The following is a 20,460-nucleotide window of genomic DNA, read 5'->3' as shown; positions in this document are numbered from 1 at the left end:
TGCCGGCTCGACGCGGCCCCGCCGACGATGCCGTCGCCGGGCCGTTCCCCGACCGACCGGGCCTGCCGACGTTCGCCCGCCTGGAGGTCGGCAGCCAGGAGGAACCGATCATCGAGGTCACGCTGACGATGGATGACCGACGCCTCGTCGGCCGCGCTGCCGGTCCCGTCACCAGCGTCGAGAGCCCGCGCACCGCCGCCATGGCGACGCTGGAGGCGATGAAGGTGCTGCTCCAGACCGGGATGCGTGCCGAGCTCGGCTGGCTCGATGTCGTCGACCACCCCGACGGCACGCGGCCCCGCTACGTCATCGGTGGCGTGCACTGCACCGGGCCCCGTGGGCGGCAGACCTTCCTCGGGTCCGCGCTGGCCCTGGGGGACCCGCGGGTCGCTGCCGTGCGCGCGACGCTGGATGCGATGAACCGCCCGCTGCGCATCTGGCGCGACGAGGCCGGCACGCCCTGAGGCTGGGCGGGCGGCGCGTGCCGCTTGCGTGGGGCCGGCCCCCGAACCCACGGGTGGTGAACGCCACGCCGCTGGGTGTGCCGCTCAAGGTTCGGACTCTACTTGTCGACACCGGAGAAGGACGGAATCCATCCTCGACCGGAAGCGTGCCCCGATGCTCACCCGCCTGCGCCGTCGCCTCGACGGCGACGACGGCATCTCTCTCGTGGAGATGCTCGTTGCGTTCGTGATCCTCGGCGTGGTCATGAGCGCGTCGGCGAGCTTCTTCACCACCGCGCTGGTCTCGGTGCAGAACGCCGAGAGCCGCACCAAGGCGACCGCCCTGGCCAACGAGGAGTTGGAGAACCTGCGGGTGCTGGCCTTCGACGAGGTGGGCTTCTACGACGACGACTTCGACGGGGCCATCCCGCCGGACACCGTGCTGCTGGCCAGCCAGCGCCCTGTGGATGCCCGCGCCCCCCTGCCGGAGGAGACGCTCGACGCATCCGGCCTGACGGTCACGGTGCGCCGCTCCATCGTGTGGATCGACAACACTCAGACCTCGGCCGCCCAGGACTACAAGCAGCTGCGCGTGGCCCTGGACTGGTCCGACCGCGGGCAGGCACGCAGCGTGAGCGTCGACTCGCTGCGCAGCCCCACCCCCGACGAGGCGCCCGGCAGCGACTTCGTCCTGAGCCTGCTGGGGGTGGCGCCCGAGCTGGTCTACATCAACAGTGACGGGACCCTCGACACCACCCTGAACGACAGCCTCGCCCTCACGGCGCTGACGTCGGCTGAGGCCGACTTCGTCGCGGCCCGCTACGTGCAGCGTGGCGTGACCGACGTGACCGAGCGGTCGCTCGTCAGCAGTGACCATCTGAACTGGTCGGGGACGGTGACCGCCGCGGACGGGCACACCTTTCCGAACGGCGACGTGCTGTTCACCTTCGTGGCCACGCGGGCCTCGCCCTACGAGCAGGAGGTGATCGGCAGCACGCTCGTGCGCTTCCTGCAGCCGCTGGCGGTGGTCTCGGTGACCTCGACGGTGTGCGTCACCAGCCTGGTGGACCCGGTCGACATCGACACCGAGATCGATGGGCTCGTCGACGAGGACACCGTCACCGTGACGTACGAGAGCGGGACGGTGAACGCCCAGCAGACCACGGCCACTGCCGGCGGCTCGCTGCTGACCGCCACCATTCCCGGCGGCTCCCTCGCCCCCGGCTCGAACACCATCACCACCGCGGGCCAGCGGGGGTCCGACGGTGCGACGGTCAGCCGCAGCACCGTGCTCGAAGTCCAGCTCGTGGGAGATACGTGTTGATCGGGGGTCTGCGGGCCCGCTGCCACGACGAGACAGGCGTGAGCCTGGTCGAGCTGATGGTGGCGGCGGTGCTGCTGCTGGTGGTGGGCACCATCGTCGCCACCGGCGTGGTGTCCGCGCACGAGGTGACGCGCCACACCGAGTCCCGCATCACGGCGCTGACCGCCATCCACCAGGCCGTCGCCGGCGTCAGCCGCGAGATCCGGGCCGGGGACTCCCGCGACATCACCGGCGCGGCCTTGGGCGCCGCGTCGCCGTCCAGCCTGGAGACCGACGTCTTCCGTGGCGACCCTGTCCAGCGGATGCGCCTCACCTTCACCGTGACCGATGGGGTGCTCACAGAACGACGACGCGTGTGGGCGGCCGGGGCGGACCCGGCGGACGCGCCCGTCAGCGATGTCACCCGCACCCTGCTGACCGAGATCGTCACCGACGGCACGCAGCCCCTGTTCGCCTACTACGCCGCCGACGGGTCGTGCATCACCGGGTGCACCGACGGGTCCGGCACCTTCATATCCACGGCGGTGCTCGAGGCCGCGCTGGACCAGGTCGCCGAGGTGCACCTGACCGTGCGTCACGCCCTGGAGGGTGGGCGGTCCCCGATCGAGGTGGCCACCCGGGTGACGCTGCGTAATGCCTGAGCCAAGGAGACAGCGATGAGCACGGCCGTGCGCACCATCCTCGGCGGCGAGCGCGGTTCGGTGCCGCTGGCTCTGCTGGTGGTCATCATCATGGCCGGCCTGACGAGCATGCTCTACGCGCGCACGACCGCGGAGCAGCGCTCCGTGCAGCGCGATGGTGCGTTCACCACGGTCGTGCACGCTGCCGAGGCGGGGGTCGAGGAGGCCGCGTTTGAACTGAACAGCAATTTGATCGTCGGCGACAGCGCGACGGGCAGCGGCACCGCCAACGGCTACGACTACACCTGGTCGGCCACCCGCGCGGACGAGACCGGCCCGTGGGTCGTGACGTCCACCGGCACTGGCCCCAACGACGCCAGCCGGACGGTCGTCGCCGAGCTCGCCGACCGACCGATCTTCGACACCTCGCTGGCGACCCACCTGGGCGTGAACTTCCAGGGCGGCAACAGTGCCGACTCCTACAGCAGCGCGACGCAGCAGCGCTGCCCGGGCCCGTCGCCGCAGTGCTTCGGGATCGTGGCCTCCAACGGTAACATCGACATGGGCTCGTCGGGCTCGGGCGCCAACTACGCCGACCGGGTGCACGTGCACGACTGGGCCAACCCGGACAACAACGGCCCGGAGCGGTGCGGTCCGTCGGCTTCGGTGTACTGCGACGAGAACAACGATCCCCAGCACCGCTACAACGTCGATGAGCCGCTCGACATCGGCGTGGGCGTGCCGCTGGTGCAGGACCTCCTCGACGGGTGCAGCAGCTTTCCCAGCTGGACGGCGTCGGACAACGTCACCGGCACCGGCGACCCCGCCGCCGCAACCTTGGCCCCCAGCGACCCGGAGTCGGACTTGCGCGTCGGCGGTGACTACTACTGCTTCTCGGAGCTGCTGTTCGACGTCAAGACCGAGTTGCCCAGCAGCGTCACCGCCGACGACGGGCTGGTCATCGTGGTGCGTGACCGCATCAAGATCGACGGGCATGTCGAGGTGAACTGCACCGGCTGCAGTAGCGGCTTCCCGGCGGATCCCAACATGCCGGCGGCCCGGCGCCTGCAGATCTTCACCCTGGCCGATGACCAGCCGGCGCAGGGCAACAACGTGCTGGCCGCGGTGCAGGTCCGCCAGCACGCCAAGCTCGGCGCCGCCGTCTATGCGCCCAACGCCTCGTGCGGAAACCAGCAGTCCAACGCGCAGGTGGAGATCTACGGGTCGCTCGTCTGCAAGACCGTGTTGAACCAGGGTGGTTGGCAGTTCCACTACGATGAGGACATGGCCAGCGGGTTGCGCACCGGCGACTACCACGTCCATAGCTGGCGGGAGGAGTAACCGATGCCGCGCGGTCAGCGTCAGCTCACCGCCGTGCTGCTGGACGAGGGCCTGGTGTCGGCGGTCGACCTCGAGCGCGCTCGCGTCGAGCAGTCCCGCACCGGCGCGCCCCTGGGGCAGGTGCTGGTCGAGCTGGAGCTGTGCACGGAGACGGACCTGGCGAGGGCCGTCGCCATGCAGCTCGGCCTGGAGTTCGTCGAGCTGACCGACCGCCAGGTCGACACCCTGGCCGCCGCGAGCCTCCCCGCCGCGTTGTGCCGTCGCTACGGGGTCCTGCCGGTCGGCTACGACGAGGACGGCCGCCTGATCGTCGCCATGAGCGATCCCACCAACGTGTTGGCGCTGGACGACATCCGCACCTCCACCGACCGCGACGTGCGCCCGGTCGTGTCGACCAGGACCGACATCACCGCGGCCATCGACAGCTACACCCGCTCCGGGGAGTCGGTGCTCGACGTTGCCGAGTCCCTCGACGGCGACGAGGGCATGGACGACCTCGACGGCCTGACCGAGGTCTTCGACGACGCCCCGATCGTGAAGTTCGTCAACGCACTCATCACCCAGGCGGTGCAGGACCGGGCGTCGGACATCCACATCGAGCCGCAGGAGCGCGAGCTGCGGGTGCGCTACCGCGTTGATGGCGTGCTGCACGAGGTGACGACGCAGAGCAAGCGCATCCACGCCGGGGTGGTCAGTCGGCTGAAGATCATGGCCGAGCTCGACATCGCGGAGCGCCGCATCCCCCAGGACGGGCGGATCAGCGTCACGGCGGCGGGCAAGAGCATCGACCTGCGCGTCTCGACGCTGCCGACCGTGGCGGGCGAGAAGGTCGTGATGCGCATCCTCGACAAGTCCTCGGTCCTGATGGAGCTGCCAGACCTCGGGTTCCTGGCGGACAACTACGAGCGCTACAAGCGCAGCTTCACCAAGCCCTACGGCATGATCCTGGTGACCGGCCCCACGGGGTCGGGCAAGTCCACGACCCTGTACGCCACGTTGAACATCATCAGCAGCCCCGGGGTCAACTGCGTGACGGTCGAGGACCCCGTCGAGTACCGCATCCCGGGCATCAGCCAGGTCCAGATCCACCCCAAGGCCGGCCTGACCTTCCCCTCGGCGTTGCGCTCGATCCTGCGCCAGGACCCCGATGTGGTCCTGGTCGGGGAGATGCGCGACCACGAGACCGCCCAGATCGGCATGGAGGCGGCGCTGACCGGCCATCTGGTACTGGCGACACTGCACACCAACGACGCTCCGTCGGCCGTCACGCGGCTGACCGAGATGCAGGTCGACCCGTTCCTGGTGGCCTCCGCGGTGGACTGCGTGCTCGCCCAGCGCCTGGCCCGCCAGCTGTGCACTCGGTGTAAGGAGCCCTACGAGCCGACCCAGACGGAGCTGAACGTCGCCGGTTTCACGCGTGAGGACGCCGAGAGCATGCCGACCCTGTACCGGGCGGTGGGCTGCACGCACTGCGCGGCGACCGGCTACCGCGGTCGGCTGGCGGTGCACGAGGTCATGCTCGTCTCCGAGGAGATCGAGCGGCTCATCGTCGAGCGCGCCTCCACCGATGAGATCACCAAGTTCGCCGTCGCCCAGGGGATGCGCACGCTTCGCCAGGACGGGCTGGCCAAGGTGGCGATGGGGCTCACCACCCTGGAGGAGATCGCCCGGGTCGTGGTGTAGCGCTCAAGTCGCGACGCTGACGCGTCGAAGCCTACCGCCATGACCATTGCAATCGGTGAGTCGCTGCTGACCCAAGGCCTGATCGACGCCGCCACGCTCGAGACCGCGCGCGGCCAGAGCGGGGCTGCGGACGGGCCACCGCTGGCCAAGCATCTGGTGGCGATGGGTGCGGTGACCGAGGCGCAGGTGATGACGATGGTCGCCCAGCAGCTCGGGGTCCCGTTCGCCGACACGACCGTTGGTGCCGTCGATCCGGAGGCCGCGGCACTGGTGCCAAAGACCGTCGCCGCCGAGCTGTTCGCCTTGCCGGTGGCCTTCGGGCAGGGCGGCGACGTCCTCGTGGCTGTCGCGGACCCCAACAACACCGCCGCGCTGGAGCGGGTGACGGCCATGACCGGCCTGCCCGCGGTCCTGGCCCTGGCCGTGCGCGCCGACCTGCAGGCCGCAATCGACCGGCTCGCCGACACCGCTCAGCCCGCGCAGGCGGCCCCAGCCGCCCCGCCGGGAGGCAAGCCGGAGCTGCTCGCCTTCGAACAGGAGCAGGCCGTCGACCTCGACGCGGTGCTCGCCGGACTGCTGGAGCACGGCGGGTCCGACCTGCACCTCACGGCCGGCGTGGCCCCCACCATCCGGGTGAAAGGCGAGCTGCAGCCCCTGGATGGCTACCCGGTGATGACGCCCGACGAGCTGCAGAAGATGCTCTACGGCATCCTCACCCAGAAGCAGCGTGAGCGCTTCGAGAACGACCTGGAGCTCGACATCTCCTACGCGGTGCCGAAGGTCGCCCGCTTCCGCGTGAACGTCTTCCAGCAGCGCGACTCCATCGGCGCGGTGATGCGCGTCATCCCCTTCGACATCCTGTCGATCGAGGAGCTGGGCATCCCCGCGCAGGTGGTGAACTTCGCGCACCTGCCGCGCGGGTTCGTGCTGGTCACCGGCCCAACGGGCTCCGGCAAGTCCACGACCCTGGCAGCACTGATCGACGTGATCAACCGTGAGCGGGCCAGCCACATCATGACCATCGAGGACCCGATCGAGTTCCTGCACGCCCACAAGCGCTCGGTGGTCAACCAGCGTGAGCTCGGCACCGACACGCTGAGCTTCGCGCAGGCGCTCAAGCATGTCCTGCGCCAGGACCCCGACGTCATCCTCGTCGGCGAGATGCGTGACCTGGAGACGATCCAGGTGGCGCTGACCGCCGCGGAGACCGGGCACCTGGTGTTCGGCACGCTGCACACCCAGGACGCGCCACAGACGGTGGACCGCGTGATCGACGTCTTTCCTCCCGAGCAGCAGGAGCAGATCCGCGTCATGCTCGGCGGGGCGCTGCAGGGGGTGATGTGCCAGCAGCTGGTCAAGACCGCCGACGGCGAGGGACGCGTGGCCGCCTGCGAGGTGATGGTCGCGACCCCGGCGATCCGCAACCTCATCCGCGAGGGCAAGACCCACCAGATGTACTCGTCGATCCAGGCGGGAAAGGCCCACGGGATGATCACCATGGACCAGTCGCTGGCCAACCTGGTGATCGCCGGCACGGTGACCCACAGCGCCGCACTGGAGAAGTGCAACAACGTCCCGGACTTCAACCGCCTCTGCGGCAAGGCCTGAGCCATGCCCACGACCACGGAGTTCAAGTACACCGTTCGCGACCGGGCGGGCAAGACCCACAACGGCACCCTCGACGGCCCCGACCAGCAGGTCGTGGTCGCCAAGCTGCGCGAGATGGGCTACGTCCCGGTGTCGGTCACGGCCACCAATGCGGGCGCTGGCCTGAACACCGCGATCACGATCCCCGGGTTCGGCCCCAAGGTCGGGTTGAAGGACCTGTCGATCTTCTCCCGCCAGTTCGCCACCATGATCAGCTCCGGGCTGACGCTCATCCGGGCGTTGAACATCCTGGCGGAGCAGTCGGAGAACCCCAAGCTGGCCGAGATCATCGGCGAGGTCCGCAACGACATCGAGACCGGTCGGTCGCTGTCGGAGGCCGTCGCCGACCACGAGGAGTTCCCGAAGCTCTACGTCGCCATGGTCAGGGCCGGCGAGACCGCGGGCATGCTGGACGAGGTGCTGCTGCGCGTCGCCGAGACCTTGGAGAAGGACCTGGCGCTGCGACGCAAGATCAAGTCGGCGCTCACCTACCCGGTCGTCGTGCTGCTCATGGCGGTGGTGCTGGTCGGCATCATGCTGGTCTTCATCGTGCCGACGTTCGTGGAGATGTTCGACTCCCTCGGTGGGACGCTGCCGCTGCCGACCACGGTCCTGATGGGCGCCTCGGAGATCCTGACGAGCTACTGGTACATCATCATGTTCGTGCCGCCCGCGGCGTGGAAGGCCTTTGTGTACGCGCGCAAGCAGCCGAGGGTGCGCCATGGTCTCGACCGCCTGAAGCTCAAGCTGCCGGTCTTCGGGACGCTGTTCCACAAGCTGGCGCTGACCCGGTTCGCCCGCAACTTCGGCATCCTGCTGGCCGCGGGCGTGCCCATCCTGACCGCCCTGGAGATCACCGCGGAGACCGTGAACAACGGGGTCATCGGCGACGCGGCCAACGACGTCAAGATGTCGGTCAAGGAGGGCGAGAGCGTCGCCGGCCCACTGGGCCGGCACGCGGTCTTCCCCCCGATGGTCGTGCAGATGATCTCGGTCGGGGAGGACACCGGCGCCATGGACACCATGCTCGGCAAGATCGCCGACTTCTACGACCAGGAGGTCGAGGCCATGACCGAGTCCCTGACGGCCATGCTCGAGCCGCTCATGATCGGCGTGCTCGGCGGGGTCGTCGGCGGCATGGTCATCGCCCTGTACATGCCGATGTTCAAGATCTTCGAGCTCATCGAGTAGCCCACGCCTCTTTCCGCTCAAGGCGGGCCATGTTCGTGCCGACGGACACAGAGTAATCGCAAGGAAGCGGACGCAGACAAGGCAAACCCGCCGTGAGGCGGGGACGCAAAGCCACGGAGCCGGGACTTTCGTTCATTCCCCGGCCAGCCGGGCTGCCTCGCTACCAGATGTCCGAGGGGCACCGCTGCGGGACTGCAACTTGCCATCATCCCAACGCACCGGAGGTACACCGTGACCAAGTGGATCCAGAAGCGGCTCCAAGGCAACGAAGAGGGCTTCACCCTCATCGAGCTCCTCGTCGTCGTCATCATCATCGGCATCCTCGCCGCCATCGCCATCCCGACCTTCCTCTCCCAGCGCGAGCGCGCCTGGGACGGCACCGCCCAGTCCGACCTGCGCAACGCCGCGGTGGCGATGGAGTCCTACGCCACGGGCAACGACGGCTCGTACGCCCTCGCGGACGTGGCCGCCCTCGAGGGTGAGGGCTTCAACAGCGACCCAGCCGTGGTGGACTTCGCCATCGTGAGCGCGGACGCCGACGGGTACGTGATGACCGCGTCGCACGTCAACAGCGACACCGTCTACACCCTCGACTCGAGCGTCGGATCCATCTCCGGCACCTAACGCTCGGCTGGCAACAGGCTGCCTGTTGTAGCGGTTGCCCGAAGGGCGGCTCCCCCCGGGAGCCGCCCTTTCGGCGCGTCCGGGGCGCCTCCCTGGAGACGCTCGGCGCCCTGGCTGCTGACCGTCGACACCCCTGACGGCCCACGTCCGCGGGTCGAGGTCGACAGGCAGTCCACCGACTGCTGACGCGCCCGGCTGACCCGCCCACGCTGCGGACCACGCGCTGGTGGTGCGCGCGCACGAGGTGCTAAAGGATTGCACCGAATCCGACGAGGACTGCGGTATGCCCCATACCATCGGTCTTGATATCGGCTCGTCCGCGGTGCGTGCCGTGGAGCTGAGCGTCACCGGACGTGGTCCCTCGCGGCTCCTGCGCACGGGCCAGGTGGAGCTGCCACCCGGCGCGATGCGCGACGGTGAGGTCGTCGATGGCGATGTGGTGACCGAGGCGCTGCGCACCCTCTGGGAGCGCTACAAGTTCTCCCACCGCAAGGTCACGCTCGGCCTCGCTAACCAGCAGGTCGTGGTCCGCCAGGTCGATCTGCCCCACCTGCCCCTGCCAGAGCTGCGCCAGTCACTGGAGTTCCAGGCGCAGGACCACATCCCCTTCCCCGTCGAGCAGGCCATCCTGGACCTGCATGTGCTCGACGAGTACGAGTCCGACAGCGGTGTGCCGATGAGCCGCATCCTGCTCGTCGCGGCCCAGCGCACGATGGTCGATTCGCTGGTCGCGTGCGTGCGGGCGGCGAAGCTCACCCCGGTCAAGATCGACCTCGACGCGTTCGCCATGGTGCGCAGCCTGGTGCGGCACGAGCCGCGGGTGGCGGGTGAGGGCGAGATGCTGCTCGACATCGGCGCCGACGTCACCAAGATCGTCGTCCACGACTGCGGTGTCCCGAAGTTCGTGCGCGTCCTGCTCATGGGCGGCAGCGCGGTCACCGCGTCGCTGAGCAAGGGGCTCGGGATCAGTCACGAGGAGGCCGAGCGCACGAAGGCGACGGCCGGCATGGCCGGCGACGGCGCCCCACCCGCGGGCGAGGCCGAGCGCCTCATCGCCGACCGTACCGACGAGCTCGTGCGCGAAATCCGCGGGTCGCTGGACTACTACGCGGCGCAGCCCGAAGCCGTCGGTGTGCACGGTGTCGTGCTGTCCGGCGGCGGCGCCCGGCTGCCCGACCTGCAGACACGTCTGTCATCCGAGCTGGACATCCCGGTCGAACGCGGCCACCCGATGCAGGAGATCAAGATTGGCAAGGTCGAGTACGATTACGCACAACTCGTCGACGCAGAGCCGCAGCTCGCGGTGGCCGTCGGCCTCGCTGTCGATGCCCGCTAACGCCGTGGCGGTCAGCGTCAACCTGCTCCCACAGGAGCAGACCGAGCGCCTGCGGGCCCGCCGCGTCACCCAGTATACCGCCGGCGCGGTGCTGCTCCTGGTCGGCCTGATGGGTGCCGGCTACGTGCTGCGCCTGGTCGAGGTCGGACACGCCGAGGAGGCGCGCGACGTGGCCGAGGCTGAGGTTGCCCGGCTGCAGACCGAGGTCGCCGAGCTGGCCGAGTACGGCGAGCTCGCCGAGTTCATGGAGAACCGCGACACCCTGCTGGCCTCGGCGATGGAGCACGAGATCGCCTTCTCCGAGGTCCTGAACGAGCTGTCGCTCGCCTTCCCGTCCCACGCGTCCCTACGCAGCCTCACGATCGCCGCGAACGACGGCGCGGACAGCGCCCAGGACAGCGCGATCGACTTCGGCGAGTCCGTGGCCACCGCCGAGTTCAGCGGCTACTCCGTCGAGCGCGTCGCGCCTGGTGTGGAGACCGTGATCGTTGACTTCGACCGCGCCGGGGCGTTCTTCAACACCTTCGTCACCACCGCGTCGGCGCCGCCCGACGCCGACACCGGCGCGACCGATGTCACCGACTTCGCCGGCACGGTCACCCTCGACCGCGACGCCTACACAGGCCGGTACGCCGATGGCCTGCCCACGGAGGCCACCCCGTGAAGAACCGTGCCCCCCTGATCGGTGCGCTCGTCGCTGTCGTGCTCGTCGCCGGCTTCTGGTTCCTGCTGTACAAGCCGGCGATGGAGGAGCAGGCGGCCTTTGAGTCTGCAACCGCCGAGCTCGAGAGCCAGCAGGGCCAGCTGGCCGCCGAGATCGCCCAGCTCGAGGCCATCCGCGAGGACGCGGACCACTACCGGGCCGTGGTCGCCCTCCAGGAGGAGTTCCTGCCTACCGGCGTGGCACAGCCCGACGTCATCCGCCAGTTCCAGCGGACCGCCGATGCGGCCGGCGTGGACATCACCGCGGTGTCCTTCGAGCAACCGGTCATCGTCGAGGGCGCACCCGACACCGGGGACCCCACCACCACGCTCGCGTCCATCGCGGTCAACATGGTCACCGAGGGTGGCTACTTCCCGACGGTGGACTTCTTCCGCCGGCTCGAGCAGGACGTTCCCCGCGCCGTCCTGACCCAGAGCGTCAACCTGGCGGAGGGGGCCGAGGGGTTCCCCAGTCTGGCGACCACCTGGGCCGGGCAGCTGTTCGCCGTCCTACCGGTGGCCGCCACCGTCGCCCCCGACGCCCCCGGTGCGACCCCGTCCACGCCTGGCGAGAACGGGGGCGCCGAGGAAGGCGGTCCCGAGGGTCAGGATCCCGGCGCAACCGCGCAGGGCGACCAGGAGGACACACCGTCATGACCCCAAGGTCGCACCGCCCGGAGGCCCGCCGATGAGCATCCCTCTCGCCAACCGCCTCAACCCCAAGCTGCTCGCGCTCCTCGGAGCTGCCGTGGTCGTCGCGCTGGCATTCGTCTTCATCGTCAAACCGCTGCTGTTCGGCGGCGACGAGGACCCCGGCGCGCTGCCCGTGCCGGCGAGCCCCCGCGCCGAGCCCGAGACCGATGACGACGCCGTCGAGGACCACGATGATGCAGCCGTGGCTGAGTCGCTCGGGTCCTTCACCCCCCGCGACCCCTTCCGGCAGTTGGTGACCGCCGAGGGTGGCCCGGGGCAGGGCAGCACCCCTGTCGAGATCGAGGACCTCCCCGACGGCGACGCCACCGTGGCGCTGACAGGCATCGTCAGCGACGGCGACGGTCCGGCGCGCGCACAGCTCACGGTTGATGGCGAGGCCCACGAGCCCGCCGAGGGCGAGACGTTCGCCGGCCGGTTCGAGCTGGTCGACATCGCCGACGCCTGCGCGACCCTGTCGGTCGACGGCGGCGATCGGGTCGTGGTGTGCGAGGGCGAAGAAGCCCGCGTCTGAGGCGTGCCCGTCGACCGCCCCGAGATCGCCCGCCAGCTCGAGCGTCGTCGTCTCGGGCACGGCCGGTCACCGCGGTACCGCCGCACCCTGCAACGACTGAGCCGCTCCCACCGCCGGCGACGTGCCGCCGGTTGTCGACTCCGGGACATGCGTGTCCGAGAGCCGATAACCCGTCCCCGACCGGTGTGGCTGGCGGGTGACGGGAGGGGCGGGATGATGGCAGGCGAAGCGGTCCTCAAGGTCATGGCGCAAACGCCGATTCCTAATCTAGGGACCTCTAGATCTGTGTCGTTGATGTGGAAAGGTCAGTAGGCAACGATGGCGCCCGTATGGAGCACGACCTTGGGTACCCCGCACGAACCCGTGCGGGGATCACGCCTGCGTCAACCCATGGTCATGCTGCTGGCGTTCGCGCTGGCGCTCGGGACCGGGATCGGCGCGGGAGCGGGCACGGCGGCGTCGGCCGAGCCGTCCGCACCGTTTCAGGATCTCCCGCAGGCCTCCTCTGCCCAGGAGGACGTCGCGGTGCCGGACGAGCACGCCGCCGCGATCGCCGCGTACTGGGACGAGCGGACCGCGGCGTTCCAGGGCAGTCCCGTGGACGGGATCACGTTCGTGGCCGAGCGGCTCCATCCGAGCCTCGGCTACTCCGTCGAGCGGTGCCGGCGGGCCTGGTACCCCGACGGCGTCCCCGACCAACTGCGTCAGGAGCTGACCCTGCGCGCGGACACGGTCGCCCCCGTGGCTGACTGGCGGATGCCGTACGGTCCGCTGCACGACACGGCGCTCAGCTCGCCGGTGTACCGGATGCACGTGCAGGTGGTCCTGTCGGGCCTGGAGAGCAACGTGGAGGTCGAGCAGACCGTCGCGGTCCACCTCACCGTCATCGGCGAGCGCGCCTACGGCTTCGCGTCCTGTGTCGAGCCCACGGTGGCGCGCACGATCAACGATCGGCTGACGCCACCGTCTTCGGAGCTCACCGCCTCCTCGCCCCCGACCCCCGCGCCCGACCTTGTCGTGGCGCCCCCGCCCGCACCAGCCCCCGAGGCCCCCGCCCTCGAGGCTCTCGCTCCCGCGCCCCCGCCCGCACCGGCCTCCGAGGCCCCAGCTCCTGCGCCCCCGCCCGCACCGGCCCCCGAGGCCCCAGCCCCAGCCCCAGCCCCTGTCCAAGACCCCGCACCTGCCCCGGATACCGCGCCTGCACCGGCTCCACCGCCCGACGCCAGGGCAACCATCGTGGCGGTGGACGACGCGCTTGTGGCGCGCCGCCACGCCGCCGGGTCGGTCGACGTGCTGGCCAACGACCGCGGCGACGGGTTGGCGGTCGCGCACTGGACCGGTGCGCCGCACGGCTCGGTCGTGTGCGTCAGGGCAGGCCGGTGCACCTACACCGCGGGTCCCGGTTTCGCCGGGAAGGACTCGTTCTCCTACGTCGTGACCGACCGGCACGGCGCCACCGCCGGCGCCACGGTCACCGTCACCGTGCATCCCGGGGGTGCGGTTGGCGACTACACCGGCGACGGTGCCACCGACGCCGCCGTCTACCGTCCATCCACCGGCACCTGGCTCATCCACGGGGTCGGCGAGTTCCGCTACGGCGACGAGGATGACGTGCCGGTGCCCGGCGACTACACCGGCGACGGCGCTACCGACATCGCCGTGTACCGCCCGTCCACGAGCACCTGGCACATCCGCGGGGTCAGCGAGCTGCGTTTCGGCGAGGACGGCGACGTGCCGGTGCCCGGCGACTACACCGGCGACGGCACCACCGATGTCGCGGTGTACCGCCCGTCGACGGGCGACTGGCACATCCACGGGGTGGGCCGGATGCGCCACGGGCAGGACGGCGACGTGCCGGTGCCCGGCGACTACACCGGCGACGGCACCACCGACGTCGCGTTCTACCGCCCGTCCACGGGCACCTGGCACATCCAGGGGGTGGACGGCCCCGTCCACCACGGGCAGGACGGCGACGTGCCGATGCCGGGCCACTACACCGGCGAGGGTGCCACCGACGTCGCGGTCTACCGCCCGTCGACCGGCGAGTGGCTGGTCCGCGGCGAGGAGACCACCATCGTGCACGGGACGGACACCGACATCCCCCTGCCGCTGCCCCACGCCATCTACCGGCATCTACCGGCCGTCCTTCAAAAGCGGACAATAGCGACGAGAAACCTCGGCCGGAACCGGGCGTAGACGCCTGCGGTTCGACGTTGCCCTTGACGTGTAGCGGGACTGGTGTTCAGGATGAGGCTGGTGACCAGAGCTCCGGCAGAGGGACGGCGCCAGCACAGGCAGGGCGGCGTCGTGCCGCCAGGGGAGCGCCGGCATGCCAGCACGCCGGCCCGCGAGAGGACTCAGGGATGCCGGAAGGCGCAGCAGGCGGGGATCGACTGTGGACCGTGGCCGAGGTGGCCGAGCACATGCGCGTCTCCAACATGACCGTCTACCGCCTGATCAAGGCCGGTGACCTGCCGGCCATCCGCGTCGGCAAGAACTACCGGATCCGCGGACGAGACCTCGACGCGTACCTGGACGGGGCCGTCGCGGTGCCCCCGGAGGAGGCGCACGGCAGCTGAGGGCCGCCAGGGGCGCGGGCAGTACGCTGCGGGCACCATGACCCTGCGCTACCTCACCGCCGGCGAGTCCCACGGACCGGCACTGGTCGGCATCCTGGAAGGGCTGCCCGCCGGCGTCCCCGTCGACCGTGCCGAGATCGCCCGCCAGCTGGAGCGCCGTCGCCTCGGCCACGGCCGGTCACCGCGGATGTCCTTCGAGGCCGACCACTTCGAGATCCTCGCCGGTGTCCGCCACGGCCTGACGATCGGCTCGCCGATCGCGCTCGTGATCCACAACACCGAGTGGCCGAAGTGGACCGAGGTGATGGGCGTGGACCCGCCCGAGGATGCCGATGCGCTGCTCGCCACGGGTCGCGGTGCGCCGCTGACCCGTCCCCGTCCCGGACATGCGGATCTCGTCGGCATGCAGAAGTACGGCTTCGGGGAGGCCCGCAACGTCCTCGAGCGGGCAAGCGCCCGCGAGACCGCGACCCGTGTCGGGCTGGCCGCGTGCGCGCGCGGCCTGCTCGCCGCCGTGGGCATCGGGATCGTCTCCCACGTCGTGCGCATCGGCGAGGTCACGGTCGCCGACGACGCCCCCCCGCCCGGGCCGACCGACACGCCGCGCATCGACGCGGACCCGGTGCGCTGCGCCGACCCGGGCGCCAGCGCGCGGATGGTCGCGCGCATCGATGCCGCCAAGGCCGACAACGACACCCTCGGGGGCGTGATCGAGGTGCTCGTCGACGGCCTGCCGCCCGGCCTCGGCAGCCATGTCCACTGGGACCGCAAGCTCGACACCCGCCTGGCCGCGGCCCTCATGAGCATCCAGGCCTTCAAGGGCGTCGCGATCGGTGACGGGTTCGGCAGCGCCGCGGTCCCGGGCTCCGAGGCGCACGACACCATCCATCCGGCCGCTCCGGGCCAGGACGGCGTCTCGCCGTACCGGCGGGCGACGCAGCGGGCGGGAGGCCTCGAGGGCGGGATGACCACGGGCGAGCCCCTGCGGGTCCGTGCGGCCATGAAGCCGATCTCCAGCCTGACCCGCCCGCTGGACACCGTCGATGTCTCGACGGGCGAGCCCGCGCAGGCCATCACCCAGCGCTCCGACGTGTGCGCGGTGCCCCGGGCCGGCGTGGTGTGCGAGGCCGTCGTGGCGTTGACCGTCGCCGACGCGCTGCTCGAGAAGACCGGGGGGGACTCCCTGGACGAGGTCGTGCGCAACCTCGACGCCTACCTGGGCACCCTGACGGGCTGAGCCGTCGCCGCACGCCGGGGACGAGCGCCCTTGTCGGCTTCGGGACATATCTGTCCGGGAGCCGACAACCGCCCGACCCCGTAGCATCAGGCCAATGAGCGTCATCGCGCCGGGACGCAACCTCGTGCTCATCGGGCTGATGGGGGCGGGCAAGACCACCGTCGGCCGCCTGCTGGCCGAGCGGCTCGGCCGGCCCTTCGCCGACACCGACGCGATCGTGGTCGAGGAGGCGGACCAGGCGATCCCCGAGATCTTCGCCCAGCAGGGTGAGCGCGCCTTCCGCGAGCTCGAGGCCGAAGCCGTGCGCCGAGTGTCGGCCCTGCGCGGACAGGTCATCGCGGTCGGCGGGGGAGCGGTGTCCACCCCGGGCAACGCGACCCAGCTGCGGATGAGTGGCGACCTCGTCCTGCTCGACGCGGACCCGGCGGTGCTGGCCGAGCGCGTGGGCCGCGGCGCCGCCGACCGTCCGATGGTGGCCGGCGCCGAGGATGTGACCGCCCGGCTGGCGGAGCTGCGCCGCCGCCGCGACCGGGACTACGCCGGCGCAGCCGCCTTCACCGTCGCCACCGACACGATGGACCCCGACGCGATCGTCGAGATGATCCTCGAGTGGGCGCGCGGCCAGGCCGGCCTGCTGAGCTGGGACGAGACCCGGTGACCGCCACCCGCATCCCGGTGGCCCTGCCTGCGGGGTCCTACGACGTGGTCGTGGGTGCGGGCCTGCTCCCGGGCCTGGTCGACGAGGTCCCCTGGCCCGCCCACACCCGCCGGGTCGCGGTGGTGACCGTCGGTCCCGTCGAGGCCCTGTACGCCGCCACGGTCGAGGACTCGCTGGCCGGCGGGGGATTCGAGGTGCACCGGCTGGTGGTGCCCGACGGCGAGGAGGCCAAGACCCTGGACACGCTGGGATCGCTGTACCACCGGTTCGCGGCCGTGCCCCTCGGGCGCGACGACGCCGTGGTGGCCCTGGGCGGCGGCGTGGTCGGCGACCTCGCCGGCTTCGCCGCCGCCACCTGGAACCGCGGCGTGCCGGTCGTGCAGGTGCCCACCACGCTGCTGGCCCAGGTGGACGCCGCGGTCGGGGGCAAGACGGGCATCAACCTGCCCGAGGGCAAGAACCTCGTCGGGGCGTTCCACCAGCCGCGGGCGGTGGTCGCCGACACGGCGACGCTGACGTCGCTGCCGCCACGCCAGCTGCGCTCGGGGCTGGGTGAGGTGGCCAAGTACGGGTTCATCGACGACCCGGCGGTGCTCGAGCTGCTCGAGGACCGGCCAGGCGACGCCGTCGCCGGCCATCCCGGCGTGCTGACGGAGGTCGTGCGCCGGGGTGTGGCGGTGAAGGCTCGCATCGTCGCCGCCGACGAGCGCGAGGCCGGCGAGCGCGCCCTGCTCAACTACGGGCACACGGTCGGTCACGCCATCGAGACCCTCGCCGGGTACGGCACCTTCCTGCACGGTGAGGCGGTCGCGCTCGGCATGGTGTTCGCGGCCCGCCTGGGCGAGCGCATGGGCATCAGCGAGGCGGGCTTGGCCGACCGCACCGTCGCGCTGCTCGATGCGCTGTCGCTGCCCACCGGGGGCCTGCGCCTGGACCCGGCCGCGGTGTGGCAGGTCCTGGCCCGCGACAAGAAGGCGCGGCGCGCCGCTGGCGACGCCGGGCCCGGCGTGCGCTTCGTGCTGTGCCGCCGGCCCGGGGAGGCGCTCGTGGTCGAGGCGCCCGACCGCGCCCTGGTCGACGAGGTGCTGCGCACCCTCGCCTGAGCCTAGGCCTGAGCCTAGGCCTGAGCCTGAGGCCGAGCCCGAGCCCGCGGACGTGCGTCGCCGGAGCTTGCGAGGCGATGCTCTGCTTGCCGGGTAGGCGGTTGCGCAGCGACCGCCCTGAGGGCGCCCGGGTCGTGGTGGTAGCGTGCGGCGCCCATGAGGATCCTGCTCGTCCACGGGCCCAACCTGTCACAGCTCGGCAGCCGCGACCCGGCCGTGTACGGCACAGCGACCATCCAGGAGCTCGTCGCGGCGGCCCGCGAGGAGCACCCCGAAGTCGATGCGTTCGCCTCCGACTCCGAAGGCGAGCTCGTCGCCCGGCTGCACGCCGCGCGCACCGACGGGACCGCGGCGGTGGTGGTGAACCCCGGGGCGCTGACCCACTACAGCTACGCCCTGCGCGACGCCCTCGAGCTGCTGGCCATGCCCAAAGTGGAGGTGCATCTGTCCCAGACGGCCGCCCGGGAGGCCTTCCGCCACCACAGCGTCATCTCACCGGTGGTGGACGTCACCATCACCGGCGCGGGCGCCTACGGGGTGCGGCTCGCGGTGCGGGCCGCACGGCACCTGCTCGACGCCGGTTAGCCTCCTCGTCGTCGTCTGCCCTTCCCGTACCCTTCACCGGCATGTACCCCACACGTCGCACCCGGTTGCGCGCCCGTTTGGTCGAGGCCGGGCTCGACGCGCTGCTGGTCACCAGGCCGGTCAACGTGCGCTACCTGACCGGCTTCACGGGCAGCGCCGGGAGCCTGCTCGTCACGGCGGAGGACGCGATCCTGGTCGTGGACGGGCGCTACGACCAGCAGGCCGCCGGCGAGGTGCCCGATGTGGCCCGGCTCGTCACGCGCGCCGACGACTGGCTGCCCGCGCATGTCCCCGGTGGCCGTCTTGGTCTCGAGAGCCACGACCTGTCCTGGGACCGCGCCCGCGCGCTCGCCGACCTGGTGCCGGCGGAGGTCGTGGCGGCCCCCGCGCACGTGGAGGCCCTCCGCGAGCTCAAGGCACCCGAGGAGCGCGCCCTGGTCGCCCGCGCCTGCGCGGTCACCGGCGCGGCCTTCGCCGACCTGTGCACCTGGCTCGCCCCGGGTCTCACCGAGCGCGAGGTGGCGGGCCGGTTGCACCACGCCCTGCTCGACCTGGGGGCGCACGACCGGGCGTTCGAGCCGATCGTGGCGGGCGGGCCGCACAGCGCGCACCCGCACCACCGCGCGACCGACCGCCCGCTGGCCGCCGGCGAGCTGGTCATGCTCGACTTCGGCGCGCTGGTCGACGGCTACCACGCCGACATGACCCGCATGGTCGCGCTCGGTGATCCCGGGGCGGAGCTGTCGCGGGTCTTCGCGCTGGTGCGCGACGCGCAGGCCGCCGCGGTCGCCGCGGTGGCGGACGGGGTGGGCGTCGGCCAGGTCGACGCCGCCTGCCGGGAGGCCATCGACCGGGGGGGCTACGGGCAGCGCTTCGTGCACGGCACCGGCCACGGCGTCGGCCTGGAGATCCACGAGCAGCCCATCCTGCGACCCGAGGCGCGCGCTACACTGCGCGCGAGGATGATCGTGACCGTCGAGCCCGGCGTGTACCTCCCCGGTCTCGGCGGAGTCCGCATCGAGGACACCGTCGCCGTGACCCACGGCACCCCGGATGTGCTGACCGACGTACCCAGAGATCTCGTCCGCCTGTAGAGGAACCGACGCCATGGTGTCCACGAACAACCTGAAGAACGGCATGACCCTGAAGCTCGACGGGCAGCTGTGGCGCGTCGAGTACTTCCAGCACGTCAAGCCCGGCAAGGGTGGCGCCTTCGTGCGCACCACCCTCAAGGGCGTGCAGAGCGGCAAGACCGTGGACAAGACCTTCCGCGCCAGCGAGGACGTGGATCAGGCGATCCTCGACCGCCAGACCCTGCAGTACCTCTACCGGGAGGGCGAGCAGTTCGTCTTCATGGACCCGGAGCACTTCGAGCAGACCTTCGTGCCCGAGGAAGCGCTCGGCCAGGCCCCCCGGTGGATCAAGGAGGGCGACAGCTTGGAGCTCGTCTTCTACGAGGGCGCGGTCATCGACGTGAACCTGCCGCCCAACGTCGCCCTGACCATCACTGAGACGGAACCGGGCGTGCAGGGCGACCGGGTCGGCGGCGCGACCAAGAGCGCCACCCTGGAGACCGGCGCGGTCGTGCAGGTCCCGCTGTTCATCAACGAGGGCGAGACGGTCAAGGTCGACACCCGCTCCGGCGAGTACCTCTCCCGCGCGTGACCGCCCCCTCCCGCGGCCACTCGCGTCACGTCGCGCGCAAGCAGGCGCTCGACGTGCTGTACGAGGCCGACCTGAAGGACCGGCCGCTGCCGACGGTGCTCGCCGAGCACCTGCGTGCCGAGGAGCCGCCGGCCGACTTCGCCGTGGCGCTCGTGCGGGGCGTGCACCGCCACGGCGACACCATCGACGCCCTGATCACCGAGCACGCGCACGGCTGGACGCTGTCACGCATGCCGGTCGTGGACCGCAACCTGCTGCGCATCGGCCTCTACGAGATCCTCCACGACGTCGATGTGCCCACTGCCGTGGCCATCAACGAGGCGGTGGAGCTCGCCAAGGAGCTGTCCACCGACGACTCGGGCCGTTTCGTCAACGGCCTGCTCGCCCGTATCGCCGAGACCCACCCCCCAGCCCCAGCCTGAGCCACCCCCTGTGTCGTCCGGGTCGCGGATTCCGCGACCAAGACGACACAGGCCCCCGCTGTTGTGCACAGGCCA

Annotated in this window: 21 protein-coding genes and 1 riboswitch; all 21 genes read left to right on the top strand. The window is 71.1% G+C overall.

The window, feature by feature from the left end:
* On the top strand, positions 1-464 hold a 464-nt coding region (locus WD250_00320), incomplete at its 5' end, for a hypothetical protein (protein MEX2618641.1).
* 154 nt (positions 465-618) lie between these two features.
* Positions 619-1,767 (top strand): prepilin-type N-terminal cleavage/methylation domain-containing protein, encoded by a 1,149-nt coding sequence (locus WD250_00315; protein MEX2618640.1) that lies wholly within the window; start codon positions 619-621, stop codon positions 1,765-1,767.
* A 38-nt stretch (positions 1,768-1,805) separates the two neighbouring features.
* A complete protein-coding gene (locus tag WD250_00310; protein MEX2618639.1) occupies positions 1,806-2,408 on the top strand; it encodes a hypothetical protein in 603 nt (200 codons plus the stop codon).
* Positions 2,409-2,423: 15 nt separating this feature from the next.
* Positions 2,424-3,728: a hypothetical protein gene (locus WD250_00305; protein ID MEX2618638.1), complete on the top strand. Its 1,305-nt coding sequence runs from the start codon at positions 2,424-2,426 to the stop codon at positions 3,726-3,728.
* Positions 3,729-3,731: 3 nt separating this feature from the next.
* The gene (locus WD250_00300) at positions 3,732-5,411 is read left to right on the top strand and encodes an ATPase, T2SS/T4P/T4SS family (protein MEX2618637.1); all 1,680 of its coding nucleotides are present in this window, start codon (positions 3,732-3,734) and stop codon (positions 5,409-5,411) included.
* 39 nt (positions 5,412-5,450) lie between these two features.
* The gene (locus tag WD250_00295) at positions 5,451-7,019 is read left to right on the top strand and encodes a PilT/PilU family type 4a pilus ATPase (GenBank protein MEX2618636.1); all 1,569 of its coding nucleotides are present in this window, start codon (positions 5,451-5,453) and stop codon (positions 7,017-7,019) included.
* 3 nt (positions 7,020-7,022) lie between these two features.
* Complete coding sequence (locus tag WD250_00290; GenBank protein MEX2618635.1) at positions 7,023-8,249, top strand: type II secretion system F family protein; 1,227 nt, start codon at positions 7,023-7,025, stop codon at positions 8,247-8,249.
* Between the two features lie 70 nt (positions 8,250-8,319).
* Positions 8,320-8,409: riboswitch (cyclic di-GMP riboswitch) on the top strand.
* A 71-nt stretch (positions 8,410-8,480) separates the two neighbouring features.
* A complete protein-coding gene (locus tag WD250_00285; protein ID MEX2618634.1) occupies positions 8,481-8,873 on the top strand; it encodes a prepilin-type N-terminal cleavage/methylation domain-containing protein in 393 nt (130 codons plus the stop codon).
* Between the two features lie 283 nt (positions 8,874-9,156).
* The gene (pilM, locus tag WD250_00280; protein MEX2618633.1) at positions 9,157-10,209 is read left to right on the top strand and encodes a type IV pilus assembly protein PilM; all 1,053 of its coding nucleotides are present in this window, start codon (positions 9,157-9,159) and stop codon (positions 10,207-10,209) included.
* Entirely contained in the window at positions 10,199-10,873 is a 675-nt protein-coding gene (locus WD250_00275) for a hypothetical protein (GenBank protein MEX2618632.1), read from the top strand. The genes pilM and WD250_00275 overlap by 11 nt, the downstream gene beginning before the upstream one ends.
* Complete coding sequence (locus WD250_00270) at positions 10,870-11,568, top strand: hypothetical protein (protein MEX2618631.1); 699 nt, start codon at positions 10,870-10,872, stop codon at positions 11,566-11,568. Before WD250_00275 ends, WD250_00270 begins: the two co-directional genes overlap by 4 nt.
* 31 nt (positions 11,569-11,599) lie before the next feature.
* Entirely contained in the window at positions 11,600-12,136 is a 537-nt protein-coding gene (locus WD250_00265; protein MEX2618630.1) for a hypothetical protein, read from the top strand.
* A 390-nt stretch (positions 12,137-12,526) separates the two neighbouring features.
* The gene (locus WD250_00260) at positions 12,527-14,332 is read left to right on the top strand and encodes an Ig-like domain-containing protein (GenBank protein MEX2618629.1); all 1,806 of its coding nucleotides are present in this window, start codon (positions 12,527-12,529) and stop codon (positions 14,330-14,332) included.
* A gap of 167 nt (positions 14,333-14,499) precedes the next feature.
* Positions 14,500-14,715 (top strand): helix-turn-helix domain-containing protein, encoded by a 216-nt coding sequence (locus WD250_00255; GenBank protein MEX2618628.1) that lies wholly within the window; start codon positions 14,500-14,502, stop codon positions 14,713-14,715.
* Between the two features lie 37 nt (positions 14,716-14,752).
* Positions 14,753-15,952: a chorismate synthase gene (aroC, locus tag WD250_00250; GenBank protein MEX2618627.1), complete on the top strand. Its 1,200-nt coding sequence runs from the start codon at positions 14,753-14,755 to the stop codon at positions 15,950-15,952.
* 94 nt (positions 15,953-16,046) lie between these two features.
* A complete protein-coding gene (locus WD250_00245; protein MEX2618626.1) occupies positions 16,047-16,610 on the top strand; it encodes a shikimate kinase in 564 nt (187 codons plus the stop codon).
* Positions 16,607-17,713, top strand: a complete 1,107-nt coding sequence (gene aroB, locus WD250_00240) for a 3-dehydroquinate synthase (GenBank protein MEX2618625.1) — start codon at positions 16,607-16,609, stop codon at positions 17,711-17,713. Before WD250_00245 ends, aroB begins: the two co-directional genes overlap by 4 nt.
* A 156-nt stretch (positions 17,714-17,869) precedes the next feature.
* Entirely contained in the window at positions 17,870-18,298 is a 429-nt protein-coding gene (locus WD250_00235) for a type II 3-dehydroquinate dehydratase (protein MEX2618624.1), read from the top strand.
* Positions 18,299-18,339: 41 nt separating this feature from the next.
* The gene (locus WD250_00230) at positions 18,340-19,392 is read left to right on the top strand and encodes a Xaa-Pro peptidase family protein (GenBank protein MEX2618623.1); all 1,053 of its coding nucleotides are present in this window, start codon (positions 18,340-18,342) and stop codon (positions 19,390-19,392) included.
* A 13-nt stretch (positions 19,393-19,405) separates the two neighbouring features.
* Entirely contained in the window at positions 19,406-19,963 is a 558-nt protein-coding gene (gene efp, locus WD250_00225) for an elongation factor P (protein MEX2618622.1), read from the top strand.
* Positions 19,960-20,385 carry a transcription antitermination factor NusB gene (gene nusB, locus WD250_00220; protein MEX2618621.1) on the top strand — a complete coding sequence of 142 codons (426 nt, stop codon included), beginning with the start codon at positions 19,960-19,962 and terminating at the stop codon, positions 20,383-20,385. Before efp ends, nusB begins: the two co-directional genes overlap by 4 nt.
* The last annotated feature ends 75 nt before the right edge of the window (positions 20,386-20,460 follow it).

It is taken from the genome of Egibacteraceae bacterium (assembly GCA_040905805.1).
GTDB lineage: Bacteria > Actinomycetota > Nitriliruptoria > Euzebyales > Egibacteraceae > DATLGH01.
The sequence above is the reverse complement of the archived record's forward strand: the minus strand, read 5'-3'. Positions and strand labels throughout refer to the sequence as shown.

What these genes read in the sequence shown, in the direction of transcription:
- WD250_00245 (MEX2618626.1), top strand. Translation starts at nt 16,047, where the DNA reads ATGAGCGTCATCGCGCCGGGACGCAACCTCGTGCTCATCGGGCTGATG.
- WD250_00260 (MEX2618629.1), top strand. Translation starts at nt 12,527, where the DNA reads ATGGTCATGCTGCTGGCGTTCGCGCTGGCGCTCGGGACCGGGATCGGC.
- efp (MEX2618622.1), top strand. Translation starts at nt 19,406, where the DNA reads ATGGTGTCCACGAACAACCTGAAGAACGGCATGACCCTGAAGCTCGAC.
- WD250_00295 (MEX2618636.1), top strand. Translation starts at nt 5,451, where the DNA reads ATGACCATTGCAATCGGTGAGTCGCTGCTGACCCAAGGCCTGATCGAC.
- aroC (MEX2618627.1), top strand. Translation starts at nt 14,753, where the DNA reads ATGACCCTGCGCTACCTCACCGCCGGCGAGTCCCACGGACCGGCACTG.
- WD250_00235 (MEX2618624.1), top strand. Translation starts at nt 17,870, where the DNA reads ATGAGGATCCTGCTCGTCCACGGGCCCAACCTGTCACAGCTCGGCAGC.
- WD250_00275 (MEX2618632.1), top strand. Translation starts at nt 10,199, where the DNA reads ATGCCCGCTAACGCCGTGGCGGTCAGCGTCAACCTGCTCCCACAGGAG.
- WD250_00265 (MEX2618630.1), top strand. Translation starts at nt 11,600, where the DNA reads ATGAGCATCCCTCTCGCCAACCGCCTCAACCCCAAGCTGCTCGCGCTC.
- WD250_00255 (MEX2618628.1), top strand. Translation starts at nt 14,500, where the DNA reads ATGCCGGAAGGCGCAGCAGGCGGGGATCGACTGTGGACCGTGGCCGAG.
- WD250_00230 (MEX2618623.1), top strand. Translation starts at nt 18,340, where the DNA reads ATGTACCCCACACGTCGCACCCGGTTGCGCGCCCGTTTGGTCGAGGCC.
- pilM (MEX2618633.1), top strand. Translation starts at nt 9,157, where the DNA reads ATGCCCCATACCATCGGTCTTGATATCGGCTCGTCCGCGGTGCGTGCC.
- WD250_00305 (MEX2618638.1), top strand. Translation starts at nt 2,424, where the DNA reads ATGAGCACGGCCGTGCGCACCATCCTCGGCGGCGAGCGCGGTTCGGTG.
- WD250_00315 (MEX2618640.1), top strand. Translation starts at nt 619, where the DNA reads ATGCTCACCCGCCTGCGCCGTCGCCTCGACGGCGACGACGGCATCTCT.
- WD250_00290 (MEX2618635.1), top strand. Translation starts at nt 7,023, where the DNA reads ATGCCCACGACCACGGAGTTCAAGTACACCGTTCGCGACCGGGCGGGC.
- WD250_00300 (MEX2618637.1), top strand. Translation starts at nt 3,732, where the DNA reads ATGCCGCGCGGTCAGCGTCAGCTCACCGCCGTGCTGCTGGACGAGGGC.